This is a genomic window from Methylobacterium sp. 1973 (genome assembly GCF_040545035.1).
Lineage (GTDB): Bacteria > Pseudomonadota > Alphaproteobacteria > Rhizobiales > Beijerinckiaceae > Methylobacterium > Methylobacterium fujisawaense.
Window position 1 is genome coordinate 605,618 of sequence record NZ_JBEPLA010000001.1, and the last position, 12,203, is coordinate 617,820.

Sequence of the window (12,203 nt, forward strand, 5' to 3'; positions counted from 1 at the left end):
ATGCTTCTACAGGGCCGAAACACGCAGAAGCAGGAAAAAAGGGTTTCGTAACAGTCCGAGCTTAGTCTGTACCGGCCTTTATCTCGGCGTAGGACCTATCTCGGAATGATCGCGGTCGCGGCCACCGCCGGAACAGATCGACGCGGGGCGCCCCCCGAGCCGGCGCGCGGTGCGGCCGACCAGCGCCGGCACCAGCGCGTGCGGGTCGCCGTGCTCGGCCGCTACATGCTGGCCGATCGTCGGGAGTACCCCTGCCAGACGGTGGACATGTCGCCGGGCGGCGTGCGGCTGACCTGCGCGGTGCAGGGCGAAGTCGGCGAACGCGTGGTGCTCTACCTGGAGCATATCGGCCGGATCGAAGGCGTGATCGCCCGCCCCTGCGCGGACGGCTTTGCGGTCCAGCTCAACGCCACGCCGCGCAAGCGGGACAAGCTCGCCTCCCAGCTCACCTGGCTGGCCAACCGGGAGATGCTGGGGCTGCCGGAGGGGCGCTCGCACGAGCGTCTCGTCCCGACCAACACGGCCGTGATCCTGCGCGTCGAGAGCGGCCGCGAGATCAGGGCACGCCTCATCGACATCTCGATGTCGGGCGTGGCGATCTCCTGCCCGGTGCCGCTGCCCCTCGGCGCCGCCGTCACGGTGGGCAGCACGCCGGGGCGGCTGGTCCGCTATTTCGAGGGCGGCTTCGGCGTGCAGTTCCTGCTGCCCCTCTCCCCCGACCGCTTCCATGCCGGGATGACGCTGTAGCGCGTCCCCGGCCGGACCGCACCGCGCTCAGATCTTCCTGGCGAGCTGCGCAGCGACCTCGTCGGCCGGCCGGGTCAGGTCGAGGGCGCCGAGGAAGTGGTTCTGCGCGTCCATGATGTACACCAGGGCGGTATGCTCCATCGTGTAGTCGCCGTCCTTGGCCGGCACCTTGCGGGCATAGGCCCGGTACGCCTTCTCGGTGGCGGTGACCTGCTCGGGGGTCCCGGTGAGGCCGGTGATGCGCGGATCGAAACTCGACAGGTAGGTCTTCAGGCTCGCCGGATCGTCCCGCTCGGGATCCACCGTGATGAAGGCGACCCGCATCGCCTGGCCCTTCGGCCCGAGGGCGGCCAGCACGGCGGAGATCTGCTGCAGGGTGGTCGGGCAGACATCCGGGCAGTGGGTGAAGCCGAAGAACACGAGATGGGTGGCCCCGGCGAAATCGCGCTCGGTGACGGTGCGTCCGTCCTGGTTCACGAGGGTGAACGGGCCGCCGACGCCGGGTACGCCCACCGGCGCCTTGTCGGGCAGGAACGCGAACACCGCCGCCCCGGTGAGGCCCACGAGGCCGAGGCAGAAGGCGAGAAGCGGGACGAGGGCGCGGCGCATGGGACGGGTTCCGACCTCCGGGGGAGGCCGGCACAGCACACAACGGCGCGCGGAAGCAAGCCGGCGCGGTGCCGCCGGCCGCCCGGCCCCGCGCCGTCGGCGCGGTCAGGGCTTCTGCGCCGGCTCCCCCGCGGGGCTCGCCGGAGCGGCGCCCTTCGGCGGCTCCTTGCCGAGATAGACGTATTCCGGCGCCGCCCGGAGCTGGTCCTTGGTCGTGTCGATCCGTGCCTGAAGGGTCTTGCCGTCGGTGCGGTCGAGCTTGAGCACGGACGGGTCGACCGCGACGTATTTCGAGCCGATCCCCAGGAAGCCGCCGACCCCGATGATCCAGGCCTTCACGGCGCCCTTCTGGTCGAGGACGAAATCGGCGATCTGCCCGATCGTCTCGTTGGCGCCGTTGACGACGCTGGAGCCGATCAGCTTGCTGGCGACCATGTCGTCGGGGGTCTGAGCCACGAAGGTCGGGCGCAGGTTGTCGGCCATGGTGGCGGGTGCGCCGGGAACCGGGGTCGCGGCGCTGCCGCCGTCCGGCTTGGTGCCGTCGGTCTGCGCCGAGGCGGTGGCGAGGCCGGCCAGCAGGAGGGCCGAGGCGAGGAGCGGGGTGCGCATCGGAGCAGGTCTTTCAGACGGGGGCCGAACATGGGGTGGCGCCGCCTCAAGGTTCTGGCGGGGCTTAAGTTCCGCCCGGTCTCGGCGTCGGCGGGGGCCGCCGCGGCGGTTTGCCGGCTGTGCGTCGTCGGCGCGGGCCTTTGACGGCGCGGGCCCCACCCCGCACAAGGCGGGTGTCATGCTCCGCCTCGCCCTCTACCAGCCCGACATTCCCCAGAACACCGGCACGATGCTGCGCATGGCCGCCTGCCTGGGGCTCGCGGTGGAGATCGTGGAACCCGCGGGCTTCGATGTCTCCGACCGGCACCTGCGCCGCTCCGGGCTCGACTACCTCGACCACGTGGCGATCACGCGGCACCGCTCATTCGCGGCCTTCGCGGCGTGGCGGGCCGAGGCCGGGATCCGGCTCGTCCTCGCAACCACGGCGGGCGCCCTGCCCTACACGGACTTCGCCTTCCGCCCGGACGATTGCGTGATGATGGGACGCGAATCCGCCGGCGTACCGGAGGCGGTGCACGCGGCGGCCGATGCCCGGATCGTGGTGCCGATCCGGCCCGGCCTGCGCTCGCTCAACGTCGCGGTTGCGGCCGCGATGATCGCCGGCGAGGCCCTGCGGCAGGTGGGCGGGCCATCGCGGGCGGGCGTCTAGAATCTGAACGCGGCCGGATTGGCCGCGCGCACGGCTGCGTTCGACCCGATACCGTCACTCAGCGGACTGTGACGCCATCCCATAGGCGGACCGTGCGGGCTGCGCGGGGCCGTCGGCAGAGTGATCCGCCCCCGTGAAGGGGCAGTCCTTTTGGCGCTGCAGCTTGCCGCGCTCCGGGGGATCGCCTTGAGCGGCCCTCACCGACATCCCACCGGATCGCTGTGCCATTGCCGATCAGGCCCGTCCCGCAGGCATCGGTCGGACGAGGGGGCGCCTGCGCCAGGTGCCGCCGCTTGCAGGCCACTAGGAGCCGGCCGTCTCGCCGACATGACTTGCGGATGTGGAGATGGCCCCCTCGGCGACGTGGCGCGGCGGTCCGCCGAGCGCCGGTCGATGCTGCGAAACGGGGCGGCGAAGTCGGGCGGGCCTCGGCCGCGCGCCCGACCGGCGGCCGCGGCCCAGATCTGGCCTCTGGAGATCGAGCGAAATCAGAATTTCGGAACTGGCAGGATAGGTGAATGTTCTGATAGACGCTGAATAATGTAGTTTCAGGCCGACGCGGCGACTCGCCTGCACGGCCGTGAGGTTCGTCCATGTCCGGATTTGCACTGCGGACGATTGTGTTCGCCGCCGCCGCCGCGGGGAGCATCACCGCCGCTGCGGCGCAGGGCGCGCCGGTGCCGAACGTGAACGACTGCACCTTCATCCGCGACCCGACGGCCCTCCGGGACTGCATCGAACTCTACGAGGGGCAGCGCCTCGCGCCCGGCCCGCGACCGGCTGCGTTTCAGCGGGCGCCGGTGATCGACCGGTCCCTGCTTGAGGCGGCGGGCCCAATCCCGGCGGCGGGGGCATCACGGCGCGGGAAGCGGCGCAGGCTTCGGCAGAGCCGCCAGCCGACCACGCCCGCCCAGGCGGTCCGGATCGAGCAGCTCGCGCCCCCTCAATAGACCGCCTGGACGAGGCAGGTGCGGCCTTCGCCGTTCAGGACCGCGCAGAGGGCCTGCTCGGAGCGCGGCTGCGGGCTCCGTGCCGACGGGCGCTGGGGCCTCGTCCTGGCGGAGCGCGCCGTCGACGGCACGGGCCCGTCGCGCAAGACCGCCTCGGCCTCTAGCAGGGACGCAGGACGCAGGAGCGGGTCGGCGCGGCCGGCCCAGGCAGAGTCGAGACTGCGCGGGGCGAGGAAGGCCAGCGCCGTCCCCGGCAGGGACCGGCCGCTCTGCAGGGCCCACTCCTCCAGGGGGCGGCCCGTGATGCGGATCACGTAGTCGCGCGTCTCGGCGGGCATGCCCGAACGGCCGTCGAGCCATCCGCGCACGCGCTGAGGGCCGGCATTGTACGCGGCGGCCGCCAAACCGAGATTGCCGAAGCGCGCGCGGTGCTCGCGCAGGAGTTCGGCGGATTTCGGAATCGCCTCCACGGGATCGAACGGGTTTCGCAGGCCGCGCTCGGCGGCGGTCCCGGGCATGAACTGGGCGATTCCCTGTGCGCCGACCGGACTGACCGCATAGGGATTGAGGCCGCTCTCCTGACGCAGAAGGCGCAGGAAGAAGTCGGGCGGCAGGTCGTTGGCCGCGGCCGCGGTCGCGATCAGCCGGTCCAGGTCGCCATCACCCCGCGAGAACAGCAGTGACGCGGCATCGATCGGCTGGAACGCGCCCCGATCCAGGACCAGAAGGTCGGCCATGGCCGGACTGATCGCCGGACTGATCGCCGGCCACCGGACCAAGCTGGCCACCGGCCCAATCGGCGGCGGCGCACTTTGCGCGAAGGGTGTGAGGTCGGCCGCATCCGGCGCCATCGGGGCACGCGCGGTGCTCGATGCCCGGGGCGCGATGATCGGGGTCAGGGCGGCGGCCAGCACGAGACAGAGGGCGAGCGGCCCCCGCACGCCCCTGCGGCGGTGGCCGAACCGGAGCGGGCGTGCGACGGGCTCCAGCATGGCGGTTCAGGACTTGACCACCACCGGCCCCACCGGCGCCACCGGCGCCTCTGCGGCCGGAACCTCGAGCGGCGTCGGCTTGTCGCGGGCGAGGTACGCGTCGATCAAGCGCGTCCCGAGCACCGGGTCCCGGAAGCGCCAGAGCTTCTTGCGCGTGCCTTCCATGATCGTCGCGTAGACGGCGAGGTCGATCGCCTCGCGGACGGCCATCTGGGTCGGCTCGTTGCGGGTCACACCCGCCTCGACCTGCAGCAGCTTGGCCACCGCCACGTAGCGGTACGCGTTGGCGTTGAGGGCGACCGAGTAGATCGTCTTCGTCACCGTGACGCTGTTGAGCACCTCGCCGCTCTGCACGGAGACGATGCGCATCGCCACCGTCACCTCGTCGCGCCGGTATTTGGTGTCGCCGCCGATGCCCAGAAGGTTGGCGCCGGCGCCGCCCGTGACGGTGTTGGCATCGTAGCCGATGATGCCGCCCTCCACGATCAGGCCGGCGAACCGGATCGGCGGCAGCGGCTTGGCCTCCACGCCCTCGAATTCCTGGCGCGTGGCCCGGATGAGCTGCCGCTCCTGCAGCAGATTGGCGAGACCGGTGCGCTCCACCACCGAGAACCACTGGCCGCGGCCGGCGCGCCGCAGGGCGTCGACCACGAAGGCGCCCCCGCCCTGCGTGACCGCGCGGGAATATTCCGCGATGTTGTCGTTCGGCTTGTTCTGACCGGTGAGGTCCGGGAAGCTGTAGATCGCGATGTCGACCCGGCGGGTCGGCGGCGGCAGCGTCTCCAGATTGAGGTCGGTGGGCGACGGCGGCGTCACCACCGGGGCCTGGGCGAGCAGCTCCCGCTCCCAGGGGGCGCAGGCGGCGAGGCCCGCACACAGGATGACGGCGCCGACCAGGCTGTTCAGAAGGCTACGCACGGGCAACGCCGTCTCCGTTCCGGTCCGCATGCCGGTCCGCCGCGTCCGCTCGCGCGGCACAGGTCGGCGAAGCCGGCCGCCAAGGATGATCGGTTTCCATCGTCCTGCGCCCGGCTTCAGGGCGCGCCCGAGAGCGGCGTCGTGGCGATCGCGCTGCCGCCGGCCGCCGCCGTCGCCGGGACGACGATGGTGGTGGTCGACTGGCCGTCGAAGATCTGGAGCTGGATGTTGGTCCCCAGACGCTGGAACGTGACCTGGGATCCGCCGAAGCTGTAGCTGCCGCTCTGCTGGGCGTTCTCGCCGAAGAGGGCCTGGGTGATCTGGTTCGCCAGCGAGCTGTAGATCTGCGTCTGCAACTGCTGGGCGAAGATTTGACCGGGGGTCTTGGTGTTGGCGTTGCTCTGGGCCGCCGAGAACAGCTGCTGGTCGCGCTGGGCGGACCGTTGCGCGTCGTTCTGGGCGGCGGCCTCGGCCTGCAGCCAGGCGCCGTTCAGGGGGCTTCCCCCGAAGGACGGGTTGATCGGCTGGTAGACGAGGCTGCTGGCCTGCGCCTCTGCACCCGCAAGGAGAGCCGCGCCGCAGACGAGCGGCCCGAGGAGACGGGACAAGCGCATGGGGTTACCTCCGGGTGACCGAGACGTTGGCGCCGTTGCCGACTTGCGTGATGCTGATCGGCAGGGCGTTGTTGCCCTGCTGCTGCGCCGAGATGGCGTTGTTGTCGCCGCGGACCGTGATCGTCGCGGCCGCGCCGCTGCCGTCCTGCCGGGTGCCGACGGTGTTGGAATCGCCGAAGACCGAGACTGTCGACTGATTGTAGGAGCCTGTCTGCTGCTGCGTCACCGTATTGCGCGCGCCGATGATGCTCTGGACCGCGACATTCCCGTAGCCCGACATGTCGATCGTGGAGATGTTGCCTGTTCCGACCTGAAGGGCCCGGGCTTGATTGGCTGCCGGCTGGGGCGGGAGGCTCGGGCTGAGCAGCAGGATGCCGGACTGGTTGCCCAGGATGTAGTCGCTCTCCTGGATCGCCCGCCCCGGAGCACCGGCCGCGGCGCGTTGGGCTAGGGCTTGGATCTGTTCGATCGCGACGCGATCCTGGGCCGCCGCCGAGCCGGCCATGAGCGGGAGGACGAAGAGCAGCACTTGACCTGCGGTCCGGCTGCGGCGCGTGCGGCGCATCATCTGTCCCCCCTGCTTGTTTGGCCCACCTTAAATCAGTGCTATTCGATAACGTACAGCAAAATATCTTATCCACACGGCTTCTAAGCCGGCGTGTGGTGACTATGGCACAATGAATTCTGATAAGAATCGAACCGCTGCCGCCGTTGGCAGCCCATGTCAATGAATCGACGGATAATTTCCCGATAACTAAAAAGTGGTATGTCAACCGACTGACATCGGCGATTATCGATCAGCCGATCAAAGATCGTATATGCTGATATGACCGCAGTTGATCTTGCGCCCGTCGATCAGCACGGACGCGTCGATCCGGAGCTGGCCGTTCGGCAGGACGCTGACGGTCAGATTGCCGACATCCCGGGTTTCGCCGGGGGCGAGGTCGAAGCCACCGCCCTGCTGCATCGTCGCGGTGCCTGCCGGATCCGATTTCCGCACGACCAGGCTGTACCGCCCTGCGGTGCCGCGGGGCGCCTCGACGCGAAGAGCCAGACGCGTCGTTTCGGCCGAGCGGCTCTCGACCACGCGACAGAGGACGGGCGGATCGACGGTGAGGCTGGGCATGATCGAGACTGCGCCTGCGATTGAAGACGCTGGGATGGCGAGAGAAGGGACGCTCCCGCAGGAGCGCCCCTTCCAGGACACGTCAGACTGGGAATGGGCCTCAGCCCGATCCATTAGTGCTGGCGGATCGTCACGCTGTTGAAGCCGCCGATCTGCGCGAAAGCAGCATTGGCCGAGTTCGCCGACTGCGTGATGGATCCATAATTGCCGAAGCCGTTCTGATAGCCGAAGGCGCCGACAGACGATCCGGTCTGCGTGATCGACGCCTCGTTGCCTCGGCCGATCTGGAGCAGGGCGGCGTAGTTGGTGTTGCCGTTCTGGCTGATGTTGCCTACGTTATAGTCGCCGGACTGGACGATCGCGGCATAGGCGTTGTCAGCTCTGTAGTCTTGCGTGATGCGGGCCCTGTTGTTGTCGCCGTTGAACTGGAAAATGCCCGCGTAGGTGTTCTTCGATCCGGCCTCGGCGGTGATCCACGCCTTGTTCTTGTCGCCGTTCTGCTGGAACTGCGCCACGCCGTTGGTCCCGAGCTGATTCGAGTCGACGGAGTTGGCGATGCCTTGCTGGAACGAGCCGTTGGCGACGCCGATCGTCGGATTGCCGTAGCGATTGCCGGCGATCGTGCTCACGGTGTTGTTCGAGCCGCCCTGCGTGACCTTCAGTTCGTTGAACGCACCGTTCTGCAGAATGGTCTGGGCGCCGTTCGAGACGCCGTTCAGGTTGCTCTCCGACAGATTCGGGACTGACAGGTCGACATTGGTCGAGAGCTTGCCGGCCTTATTGTTCGTTCCGGTCTGATCGACAGCCGCGGAGTTCGATAGACCGCGTTGGATGACGAAGGCTTCGTTCGCGGTAGTTCCAGCGCCCATGACGGGGGTCTGGGACTGCGCCGAGGCGCCTGTCGCAAAGGCCGTCAGACCGGCGACCGCCGCGGACGCCAGAACAACTGACTTGAACATAGATACACTCCCATTTTTATTTATGTGTCCTATCGAACACAATCTATGCCATCGCAGTCGCTCTATCGTTACAGCGATTTAACGGCTTGTTAAGCGTATCCATAAGCCGATGATGGGTGTCAAGCGTGAGTTAGGCAAAAATCTACAATCTTTACAATTTTCTGGATTCCTTTTTCAGATGAAAGTGCCGTGAATTCAGTATGGATGGCGCGTCGAAAGACGAACATTCTCAACTGTTTAAAGTGGCCCTGCCGCGATCGCTGACTTAGAATCCATTCCACGGGATAGGCAGTCTTCGTTAGTGCCATCACAGGTCGGTATAGGCGTGTTAAATTGGTCACATCAGTTATGGCTGAAAGTGGTATGTTGCTGGCCAAGCAAGAATGCTCCGAAAGGTGATGTGGGACGGGTCTCACAGGGCCATGCCGCCGTCGCCGCTTAGGATCCGTCGACTGTGCTTGAGCCGAAAGGTTTTCGCGGACGACGAAGAGATCGAATTCACCGCAAGACGAAAAATCGTCTGCGATACGCGTTGAGTGGGAGGCTACGATGAGGCAGCGCGGCCGATCGCTGATGCAGGTCCTGCTCGCCACCGCGACCCTGGGGTCCGTCGGCGCCAACTCGGCCGAGGCTCCGCCCGCGGCCCCGGCCCCGCCGGCAGCCTCACCACAGACACCGCCCGCGCAGCAGCCAGCCTCCGCCAGGGCCGCGTCGACGCAACCGGCGCCCGCCCCCGCGGGCTGCGACGCCACCTGCGTGCGCGCCAACAACGAGGTCGCGTCCCAGATCTGCGCGCCGCGGATCGAGGCGCAGGCGCCGACGGATTTCGAGTGGGTCTCGCGGCCCTTCGCCAAGATCTTCCAGCAGGCGGAGGCGCCCGAGGGCGCCGCCACGGTGGTGCGCTATCGGGGGGATTCGATCCGCTTCCTCAGCCCCGCGAAGGAATGGGTACGCGTGACCTACGAGTGCGGGTTCGATGCGGCCAACCGTTCGGTCGCGTATGTGCGGGTGCGGCTCGGCCGGCTCGACCAGGCGGACACGCCCGCACAGCCGCCGCAGCAGGTCCGGGCCAATGCTCCGTCCCCGCAGCCGATGGCGCCCCAGGCGCAGCAGCAGGCTGGCCGCGTCGGGGCGCCGGTCCCACGCAGGCTGCTTCCGTCGGAACCGAGCGAGGTCGAGATCCGGCAGGTCAACCCGCGGATCCGGCAGGCGCAGCCATGATCCCGACCCGGTCCCGGCAAGCCCGGTCCCGGCAAGCCAAGGCCGTCCTGGCCCTGCTGGCCGGCCTCGGTGCGGCCCCCGCCGCCGCGCAGCCGAGCCCGCTCTCGGTGAACGATTGCACCTTGCTGCCGGACCCGGGCGCCCTGCGGCGCTGCCTCGATCAGGCGGAGGGCCGCGTGGTGGCGCCCCTGCCGCCGGTCGCGGGGCCGGCCACGTCCGAGCGCCCCGAACAGGTGGTGCAGGCCGCGCGCGGCGCCCCGGTCGCCAAGCCAGGCGCCCTGCCCGGCGCCCAGCCCGGCGCCCTGCCGCCGACGGACTTCCTCGGCAACAGGCGGGAGCCCGCACCGCGGGCCCATCCGTCGGGACGGACGGTCATCGATCTCCAGTGACGCCTGCACGGCGTCGATCCGGCGTCGATCCGGCGACGATCCGGCCGTCACGGCCGCCGGAACGCGGCCTCGAGCGCGTCCGAGACGCTCGACAGGGTCGCGGCGCGGGCGGCGGCGTCGGAGCCGATATGCGGGTCGTGCTGCACGCACGGGGCGGTATAGGTGAACGGCGTGGCGTTCGGGCCCTCCACGAGGGCGCCGCCCTCCGCCTCGCGGATCGCGCAGGCGCGGACCGTCTGCGCGCCCTTGGCGACCACGGGGTGGGCCGGCCCGTTCGGGTTGTCGAAGACGTGCTGCGCGCCGGGATAGACGGTCAGGCCGACATCGGCGCCGGCCGCCTTCAGTCGCTCGGCGTAGGCAGCGCAGGTCGCGGCCGGATTGTAATCGTCGCCACTGCCCCCGAACATCCGGATCGGCCGACCCACCAGGGCGGTGTCGTCCCGGAATCGGATCGCGCAGTCGGGATAGACCGGCAGGTAGAGGGCGGGGGTGACGCCGGAGCGGTTCCAGGCCGCGTCGAAGCGCTTGAGGCTGGCATACAGCGCAGCCTGGCCGCCGCGCGAGAAGCCCATCACGGCGATGCGCGCCGGATCGACCCGCGGATGCTGGGCCAGCACGCCCAGCGCCCGGTAGATGTCGAGGATCAGGTTCGTGCGCGCGAGGAGACTCTGATCGGTGTTGACGCTGGTCAGGCCCCGGCCGGTGAAGCCGTCGATGGCGAAGGTCGAGATCCCCCGCGCCGCCAGCGCCCGCTGCCAGAACTCGATGTTGCCGCCGAGGCCCCCGGAGCCGTGCATCAGGATCACGGTCGGCAACCGCTCCGACCCCGGCTTGGCGATGCGCAGGAGCCCGGCGACCGTGACGGGCTTCGCACCCTCGGACGTGCCGGTCAGGAACTGCCGGTCGGTCAGCGTCAGGCTCTCGAAGGGATGCATCTCCACGCGGGCGGCATAGCTGCCGAGATCGGCGACGCCGTCCTGCGCCGGCTCGGCGGAGGCCGCACGCGGGCTGCAGGCCAGGAGGCCGGCCGTCAGGAACAGGATTGATCGCCGCATCGAAACGCTCCACAGCCGCGCGATACCGTATCAGCGGCGCGGCGGCCCTGTCGCGGCGCGCCAGGACGGAACCGGTTTCCCTTCGGCGCCCGGTGTCACGCCCTGGGGCTCCGGCGGTGGGCACCTGGATGCCGACGGAAACGGGACGCTTCGGAGCCGCCGCAGGCCCCTGTCACCGGGCCGTGTCCTTCAACTTCTGTTCCACGGACTGCCTTGCATCGCCCGGAAGCCGCCGCCTACAAGTTTGCCGACTTAAGGCTCGGCCGCGATCGAGCGAGGACATGACGGCGCCGGCCCGAGGCACGGCTCCGCAGGGAGGATACCGCGTGACATTCGCCCGATACGGCGCAGCCCTGGCGCTGCTCTGCGGCTTCGGTTCCCTGTCGCCCGTCAGGGCCGACGCGTGTCCCAACCGCGGCCAGCTCGACGATGCCTATTGCGACGCCGACAAGGATCTCGTCGCCGACGTCCCGGCCAAGACCCGTGACCCGAGCGTCATCGTCTTCGCCTACACGCCGGTGGAGGATCCCGCGGTCTACGAGAACTCGTTCAAGCCGTTCACGACCTACCTCAGCCAGTGCACGGGCAAGCGGGTCGTCTACTATCCGGTCCAGTCGAACTCCGCCGAGATCGAGGCGATGCGCTCCGGCCGGCTCACGGTGGCGGGCTTCTCGACCGGGCCCCTCGGCTTCGCCGTCAACATGGCCGGCGCGGTCCCGTTCGCCGCCAAGGGCACCGAGAAGGGGTCTGAGGGCTACAACCTGATCGTCGTGGTGAAGGCGAGCAGCCCGTACAAGACGCTGGCCGACCTGAAGGGCAAGCGCGTGGCCCACACGGCGCCGTCGTCGAATTCCGGCAACCTCGCCCCCAAGGCCCTCTTCCCCGAGCAGGGGCTGAAGCCCGGCGAGGATTACAAGCTGATCTATTCGGGCGGGCACGACAAGTCGGCTTTGGGCGTCGGCACCGGCGACTACGACGCCGCCCCGGTGGCCTCGGACGTGTTCTACCGGATGGTCGCCCGCGGCACGATCAAGGGCGACGATTACCGGGTGATCTACACGAGCGAGAAGTTCCCGACCTCGGGCTTCGCCTATGCCCACGATCTCAAGCCGGACCTCGCCGAGAAGCTGAAGCAGTGCTTCTACGATTTCCGCTTCCCACCCGACATGGTGAAGGATTTCGAGGGCGACGACCGGTTCGCGCCGATCACCTACCTCAAGGACTGGGCGATCGTCCGCAAGGTCGCGGAGGAATCGGGCACGCCGTACAACAAGGTCGCCTACGAGCGCGAGGCCGCCCGCGAGGCCGAGGCCGCCCGCAAGAAGGCCGCGGACGCGCCCAAGCCGTGATGCAGGCTGTGACGGC

General features: G+C 69.1%; 15 protein-coding genes. 6 read left to right on the top strand and 9 right to left on the bottom strand.

All coding sequences use genetic code 11. The features are described from left to right. Nucleotides 1-105 precede the first annotated feature (105 nt). Nucleotides 106-747: a PilZ domain-containing protein gene (locus tag ABIC70_RS02990; protein ID WP_043355343.1), complete on the top strand. Its 642-nt coding sequence runs from the start codon at nucleotides 106-108 to the stop codon at nucleotides 745-747. A gap of 27 nt (nucleotides 748-774) precedes the next feature. Here ABIC70_RS02990 and ABIC70_RS02995 read toward each other — a convergent pair whose 3' ends face one another. Together ABIC70_RS02995 and ABIC70_RS03000 are read right to left on the bottom strand one after the other, a co-directional pair. Then, nucleotides 775-1,356 carry an SCO family protein gene (locus ABIC70_RS02995; RefSeq protein ID WP_043355341.1) on the bottom strand — a complete coding sequence of 194 codons (582 nt, stop codon included), beginning with the start codon at nucleotides 1,354-1,356 and terminating at the stop codon, nucleotides 775-777. Between the two features lie 105 nt (nucleotides 1,357-1,461). Further along, the gene (locus ABIC70_RS03000; RefSeq protein WP_043355339.1) at nucleotides 1,462-1,965 is read right to left on the bottom strand and encodes a PRC-barrel domain-containing protein; all 504 of its coding nucleotides are present in this window, start codon (nucleotides 1,963-1,965) and stop codon (nucleotides 1,462-1,464) included. Nucleotides 1,966-2,143: 178 nt separating this feature from the next. Between ABIC70_RS03000 and ABIC70_RS03005 the strand changes: the two genes are divergently transcribed. Continuing rightward, on the top strand, nucleotides 2,144-2,614 hold the full coding sequence (locus tag ABIC70_RS03005) for a tRNA (cytidine(34)-2'-O)-methyltransferase (RefSeq protein WP_043355337.1): 471 nt from the start codon (nucleotides 2,144-2,146) through the stop codon (nucleotides 2,612-2,614). Nucleotides 2,615-3,207: 593 nt separating this feature from the next. Then, on the top strand, nucleotides 3,208-3,564 hold the full coding sequence (locus ABIC70_RS03010; protein WP_043355336.1) for a hypothetical protein: 357 nt from the start codon (nucleotides 3,208-3,210) through the stop codon (nucleotides 3,562-3,564). Here ABIC70_RS03010 and ABIC70_RS03015 read toward each other — a convergent pair. From ABIC70_RS03015 to ABIC70_RS03040, 6 genes are all read right to left on the bottom strand, one after another. Further along, entirely contained in the window at nucleotides 3,558-4,556 is a 999-nt protein-coding gene (locus tag ABIC70_RS03015; RefSeq protein WP_354438841.1) for a lytic transglycosylase domain-containing protein, read from the bottom strand. The two genes, ABIC70_RS03010 and ABIC70_RS03015, sit on opposite strands and share 7 nt — an antisense overlap. A 6-nt stretch (nucleotides 4,557-4,562) precedes the next feature. After that, nucleotides 4,563-5,474, bottom strand: a complete 912-nt coding sequence (locus ABIC70_RS03020; protein WP_354438842.1) for a CsgG/HfaB family protein — start codon at nucleotides 5,472-5,474, stop codon at nucleotides 4,563-4,565. A gap of 116 nt (nucleotides 5,475-5,590) precedes the next feature. Beyond that, nucleotides 5,591-6,088, bottom strand: coding sequence for a curli assembly protein CsgF (locus tag ABIC70_RS03025; protein ID WP_274926454.1), 498 nt, complete (start codon nucleotides 6,086-6,088; stop codon nucleotides 5,591-5,593). Nucleotides 6,089-6,092: 4 nt separating this feature from the next. Beyond that, on the bottom strand, nucleotides 6,093-6,656 hold the full coding sequence (locus ABIC70_RS03030; protein ID WP_236961864.1) for a hypothetical protein: 564 nt from the start codon (nucleotides 6,654-6,656) through the stop codon (nucleotides 6,093-6,095). 237 nt (nucleotides 6,657-6,893) lie between these two features. Continuing rightward, nucleotides 6,894-7,175: a curli-like amyloid fiber formation chaperone CsgH gene (gene csgH, locus ABIC70_RS03035; RefSeq protein WP_139239475.1), complete on the bottom strand. Its 282-nt coding sequence runs from the start codon at nucleotides 7,173-7,175 to the stop codon at nucleotides 6,894-6,896. Nucleotides 7,176-7,327: 152 nt separating this feature from the next. Continuing rightward, complete coding sequence (locus ABIC70_RS03040) at nucleotides 7,328-8,173, bottom strand: hypothetical protein (RefSeq protein WP_182591386.1); 846 nt, start codon at nucleotides 8,171-8,173, stop codon at nucleotides 7,328-7,330. A gap of 549 nt (nucleotides 8,174-8,722) precedes the next feature. Between ABIC70_RS03040 and ABIC70_RS03045 the strand changes: the two genes are divergently transcribed. Both ABIC70_RS03045 and ABIC70_RS03050 read left to right on the top strand, forming a co-directional pair. Beyond that, nucleotides 8,723-9,394, top strand: coding sequence for a hypothetical protein (locus ABIC70_RS03045; protein WP_354438844.1), 672 nt, complete (start codon nucleotides 8,723-8,725; stop codon nucleotides 9,392-9,394). After that, a complete protein-coding gene (locus ABIC70_RS03050) occupies nucleotides 9,391-9,783 on the top strand; it encodes a hypothetical protein (RefSeq protein ID WP_354438845.1) in 393 nt (130 codons plus the stop codon). Before ABIC70_RS03045 ends, ABIC70_RS03050 begins: the two co-directional genes overlap by 4 nt. Before the next feature lie 47 nt (nucleotides 9,784-9,830). On the opposite strand, the gene ABIC70_RS03055 is transcribed toward ABIC70_RS03050, so the two are convergent. Next, nucleotides 9,831-10,838, bottom strand: a complete 1,008-nt coding sequence (locus tag ABIC70_RS03055; protein WP_354438846.1) for a dienelactone hydrolase family protein — start codon at nucleotides 10,836-10,838, stop codon at nucleotides 9,831-9,833. Nucleotides 10,839-11,164: 326 nt separating this feature from the next. On the opposite strand from ABIC70_RS03055, the gene phnD reads away from it, so the two are divergent. Continuing rightward, the gene (gene phnD, locus ABIC70_RS03060; RefSeq protein WP_043353999.1) at nucleotides 11,165-12,187 is read left to right on the top strand and encodes a phosphate/phosphite/phosphonate ABC transporter substrate-binding protein; all 1,023 of its coding nucleotides are present in this window, start codon (nucleotides 11,165-11,167) and stop codon (nucleotides 12,185-12,187) included. The last annotated feature ends 16 nt before the right edge of the window (nucleotides 12,188-12,203 follow it).

Coding starts and splice junctions, on each gene's coding strand:
- ABIC70_RS02990 (WP_043355343.1), top strand. CDS start 106: ATGATCGCGGTCGCGGCCACCGCCGGAACAGATCGACGCGGGGCGCCC.
- ABIC70_RS02995 (WP_043355341.1), bottom strand. CDS start 1,356: ATGCGCCGCGCCCTCGTCCCGCTTCTCGCCTTCTGCCTCGGCCTCGTG.
- ABIC70_RS03000 (WP_043355339.1), bottom strand. CDS start 1,965: ATGCGCACCCCGCTCCTCGCCTCGGCCCTCCTGCTGGCCGGCCTCGCC.
- ABIC70_RS03005 (WP_043355337.1), top strand. CDS start 2,144: ATGCTCCGCCTCGCCCTCTACCAGCCCGACATTCCCCAGAACACCGGC.
- ABIC70_RS03010 (WP_043355336.1), top strand. CDS start 3,208: ATGTCCGGATTTGCACTGCGGACGATTGTGTTCGCCGCCGCCGCCGCG.
- ABIC70_RS03015 (WP_354438841.1), bottom strand. CDS start 4,556: ATGCTGGAGCCCGTCGCACGCCCGCTCCGGTTCGGCCACCGCCGCAGG.
- ABIC70_RS03025 (WP_274926454.1), bottom strand. CDS start 6,088: ATGCGCTTGTCCCGTCTCCTCGGGCCGCTCGTCTGCGGCGCGGCTCTC.
- ABIC70_RS03030 (WP_236961864.1), bottom strand. CDS start 6,656: ATGATGCGCCGCACGCGCCGCAGCCGGACCGCAGGTCAAGTGCTGCTC.
- ABIC70_RS03040 (WP_182591386.1), bottom strand. CDS start 8,173: ATGTTCAAGTCAGTTGTTCTGGCGTCCGCGGCGGTCGCCGGTCTGACG.
- ABIC70_RS03045 (WP_354438844.1), top strand. CDS start 8,723: ATGAGGCAGCGCGGCCGATCGCTGATGCAGGTCCTGCTCGCCACCGCG.
- ABIC70_RS03050 (WP_354438845.1), top strand. CDS start 9,391: ATGATCCCGACCCGGTCCCGGCAAGCCCGGTCCCGGCAAGCCAAGGCC.
- ABIC70_RS03055 (WP_354438846.1), bottom strand. CDS start 10,838: ATGCGGCGATCAATCCTGTTCCTGACGGCCGGCCTCCTGGCCTGCAGC.